The sequence below is a fragment of the Oscillochloris sp. ZM17-4 genome (assembly GCF_019599295.1).
GTDB lineage: Bacteria > Chloroflexota > Chloroflexia > Chloroflexales > Chloroflexaceae > Oscillochloris.
On sequence record NZ_JAIEWN010000123.1, the window covers coordinates 1 to 3,709 of the forward strand.

A 3,709-nucleotide genomic window follows, 5' to 3' on the forward strand; every position below is an offset into this window, starting at 1 on the left:
CGCGCGCTGCGGGTGTACAACTATGCCTGAGAGGGAGGTTCACATGGAGCGCTACGAGATCATCGTCAGGGGCCAGCTCGATCAGCGCTGGGCGCAGCGCCTCCAGGGACTCACGATCACCCCGCTGCCAGACGGCACCACCCGGCTGCGCGGCACCCTGGCCGACCAGGCCGCCCTGCACGGCGTCCTGGCAAGCATCCGCGACCTGGGCCTGCCGCTGCTGCTGGTGCAGTGCCACGCGCCCGCTGATGTCGCCGATATAGATGAGGTATCCCCATGAGCATCATCGTCAGACGACTGGCAATCGCCGCCATACTCCTGGCTCTGCTGGCCGCCGCCGCGCCCGCCCCGCTGCGCGCCGCGCAGCTCGTGGGCCTCGGCCCGCGCGACCCGCAGGAGCTGGGGGCGTTCCTCGATACGTTCTTCCGCGACCAGCTTGAGCGCGATCATATCGCCGGCGCGGCCGTCTCCGTGGTCAAAGACGGCGAGCTGCTGGCCGCCCGGGGCTACGGCTACGCCGACCTCGCCGCCCGCGCGCCGGTGGTCGCCGAGCAGACCCTCTTCGCCACCGGATCGACCGGCAAGCTGTTCACCTGGGTCGCGGTGATGCAGCTCGTCGAGCAGGGCCTGCTCGACCTCGACGCCGATGTGAACACCTACCTGACCTTCACGATCCCCGCGACCTACCCCGAGCCGATCACGCTGCGCCACCTGCTGAGCCACACCGCCGGCTTCGACAACCTGCCCGGCATCTACGCCCGCGCCCCGGACGAGCTGGTGTCGGCGGGGCTCTACCTGGGCACGCACATCCCGGCGCGGGCGCGCGCCCCGGGCGAGCTGGCGGCCTACTCGAACTACGGCGCGGCCCTGGCCGGCCATATCGTCGAGGAGGCAACCCACACGCCCTTCGCGATCTACGCCGAGCAGCACATCCTCGCGCCGCTGGGGATGGCCAGCACCTCGCTGCGACAGCCGCTCCCCGCCGAGCTGGCCGCCCGCGCATCGGCCGGCTACAGCTACATCGGCGGCGAGATTCGGGCCACCCCGCAGCGCTACATCCGCCTGCCCGCCGCCGGTGAGAGCTACGCCACCGCGACCGACATGGCCCGCCTGATGGTCGCCCTGCTCCAGCACGGCAGCTCCGGCGAGGCCCGCATTTTCAGCGAGGCCACTGGCGTGCAGATGCAGCAGCAGCTCTTCACCCACGACCCGCGCGTGAGCGGGATGGCCTACGGCATGGCCGAGGCGCGGCTGGGCGGAGAGCGCATCCTCAAGCACAACGGCGTCTTCGCCACCTCGTTCAACAGCATCGTCGCCCTGCTGCCCGAGCGCGGGGTCGGGATCTACGCCAGCTACAACAGCAACGGCGGGTTCGCCCAGGGCGAGGAGCTGCTTCAAGCGTTCATCGACCACTACTACCCGACAGACACGGTGACGCCCACGCCGCTGGCGGATGCGCCCCAGGTGGCCGCCCGCATGGCGGGCACCTACCGCACCAGCAACAGCTTCAATCGCAGCTTCGCCAAGCTTCTCGCCCTGCTCCCCGGCAGCGGCTACGGCGACATCCAGCTCCTCGCAGCGGGTGACGGCAGCGTGACCAGCGTCGGCCTCGGCCCGCAGCGGCTCCGCTGGGTGCCGGTAGCACCCGACGTGCTGCGCCTGGCCGACGGGCGGCACGACCCCTACGGCGACCTGGTCGTTGGCACAGACGTGGCGGGCGGGCCGGATCGGCTCTACATCGAGAACAACCCCTTCCGCGCCTACGAGCGCGTGCCCTGGTACGAGACGGGCGGGTTCGCCCTGGGGCTGTTCGCGGCCTGCGGGCTAATCTTCCTGTCAGCGATCGTCGGCTGGCCGATCACTGCCTTCATCAATCGGGGGCGGCGGGCCAGCTCCGCGCATCGGCTGAGCATCCAGCTGGCCGGAGGTGCCATCGCGCTCTACCTCCTGTTCCTGCCGATGATCATACTAGTCGCGCCGGAGGCGATCAGCGTCGGGGCCGAGGGCGGCCTGCGGGCGGCCATGCGGACGGTTCTGAGCCTGCCGCTGCTGGGCGGCGCCCTGCTGGTCGGCTCGGCGCTGACTGCCGTGCGGGCCTGGGGCCTGGCCGGCTGGGGCCGCCTGAGCCGCGCGCACTACCTGCTCGTCTTGCTGGCAGGCGTCGGCTACCTCTGGCTTCTGAACACCTGGAACCTGCTCGGGTTTCGGATCTAGGAGAGGGCGTGGGAGGGCTGAAACCCTCCCACGCTTCCTGAAAGGTATCCTCATGGAACACCTCGCCCGCCCGCTCGCCCATCGCGGGGCGCGCCCGACATCGATCAGGCTGCTCCGAGGGATCGGCGTCGCCCTGCTGATCGTGCTCGCCCTGCTCCTGCTCGCCGCCCTGGCCCTGCCGGTCGGGCTGCTGCCCTTCGCAACCGCCGTCCCGGCACCGCTGTGGGCGCTGCTCGCCCTGGCCGACGTCGCCACGCTGGTGGCGGCATTCCGGCTCGCGCCGCGCCGCTGGATGGCCTGGGCGATCTCCCTGGCGGGGTGGGCGCTGATCGCCGCCCTGGCGGTCGGCGCATCGCAGCGCTTCGCCACCACCCCGCCGATCCTGGGGGCCGACGGCCGCCCGCTGCCCGGCAGCGTCGCCAGCCTGGAGCAGGTCGAGCTGAACGGCAGCCGGCAGTGGATCACCGTGCGCGGCAGAGACACCGACAAGCCGGTGCTGCTCTTCCTGTCCGGCGGCCCCGGCGGCAGCCAGCTCGCCGCGACGCGCATCGTCCTGGGCGAGCTTGAGCGACACTTCGTGGTGGTCAACTGGGACCAGCCGGGCGCGGGCAAGTCCTACGACGCCGTGCCCTTCGACCAGCTCACCCCGGAGCGCTACATCGCGGACGGGCTTGCGCTTACGCGGCAGCTGCGCGCGCGATTCGGCCAGCGGCAGATCTACCTGGTCGGCGAGTCCTGGGGCACCGCCCTGGGCGTCTGGATGGCCCAGCGCGAGCCGCAGCACTTCGCCGCCGTCGTCAGCGTCGCGCAGATGGTCGACTTCGCGCAGACCGACATCGACTGCTACACCCTGGCGCTCCAGATCGCCCGCGAGCGTGGCGACGCCAAGACGGCGGCGTCGCTGGAGGCCCAGGGGCCGCCGCCCTACACGGGCAACGTGATCGACAAAGAGGCCCCCTACCTGATGTACCTGACCTCGGCGATGGACCGCAATCCAGCCATCCACAGCCCCGGCTACAACACCCTCGGCGAGATCGGCGGCCCGGAGTATGGCCTGTACGACAAGGTGAACTATGTGCGCGGCGTGCTCGACAGCTACAACGCCATGTGGCCGCAGCTGTGGGGGGCCGACCTGCGCACGCAGGCGACGCGACTGGAGGTGCCGGTCTACATCATCGAGGGCCGCCACGACATCAACGCCTCGCCCTACCTGGCCGAGGACTACGTCAGCCGGCTGGAGGCGCCGCACAAGGAGCTGATCTGGTTCGAGCACTCCGGGCACAACCCCTGGCGCAATGAGACCGCGCACTTCGTCGAGGTTATGGTGGGGCAGGTGCTGGCGCAGGCCGAGTAGTCCGCTGTGCCCCTATCACCTGAGACGCCTGGGATCGCATGTTGGGAGTTTTTGTTAGACATGGTTTCAGAAGGGCCGAATCAGCTTGACAGTCTGCTTCGGCCCGCAGACAAACAAACTCCCTGGTGCTGCGGGTCAGCA

General features: G+C 70.3%; 3 protein-coding genes. All 3 read left to right on the top strand.

Going from position 1 to position 3,709, the window contains the following annotated elements; genetic code table 11:
• The first annotated feature begins 43 nt into the window (after positions 1-43).
• From K2Z83_RS28025 to K2Z83_RS28035, 3 genes are read left to right on the top strand one after another with little or no spacing between them, the layout of a single operon-like run.
• The gene (locus K2Z83_RS28025) at positions 44-280 is read left to right on the top strand and encodes a hypothetical protein (protein ID WP_220598471.1); all 237 of its coding nucleotides are present in this window, start codon (positions 44-46) and stop codon (positions 278-280) included.
• Positions 277-2,214, top strand: coding sequence for a serine hydrolase (locus tag K2Z83_RS28030; RefSeq protein WP_220598472.1), 1,938 nt, complete (start codon positions 277-279; stop codon positions 2,212-2,214). Before K2Z83_RS28025 ends, K2Z83_RS28030 begins: the two co-directional genes overlap by 4 nt.
• Positions 2,215-2,266: 52 nt before the next feature.
• The gene (locus tag K2Z83_RS28035) at positions 2,267-3,568 is read left to right on the top strand and encodes an alpha/beta fold hydrolase (RefSeq protein ID WP_220598473.1); all 1,302 of its coding nucleotides are present in this window, start codon (positions 2,267-2,269) and stop codon (positions 3,566-3,568) included.
• Positions 3,569-3,709 lie beyond the last annotated feature (141 nt).

Coding starts and splice junctions, on each gene's coding strand:
- K2Z83_RS28025 (WP_220598471.1), top strand. CDS start 44: ATGGAGCGCTACGAGATCATCGTCAGGGGCCAGCTCGATCAGCGCTGG.
- K2Z83_RS28030 (WP_220598472.1), top strand. CDS start 277: ATGAGCATCATCGTCAGACGACTGGCAATCGCCGCCATACTCCTGGCT.
- K2Z83_RS28035 (WP_220598473.1), top strand. CDS start 2,267: ATGGAACACCTCGCCCGCCCGCTCGCCCATCGCGGGGCGCGCCCGACA.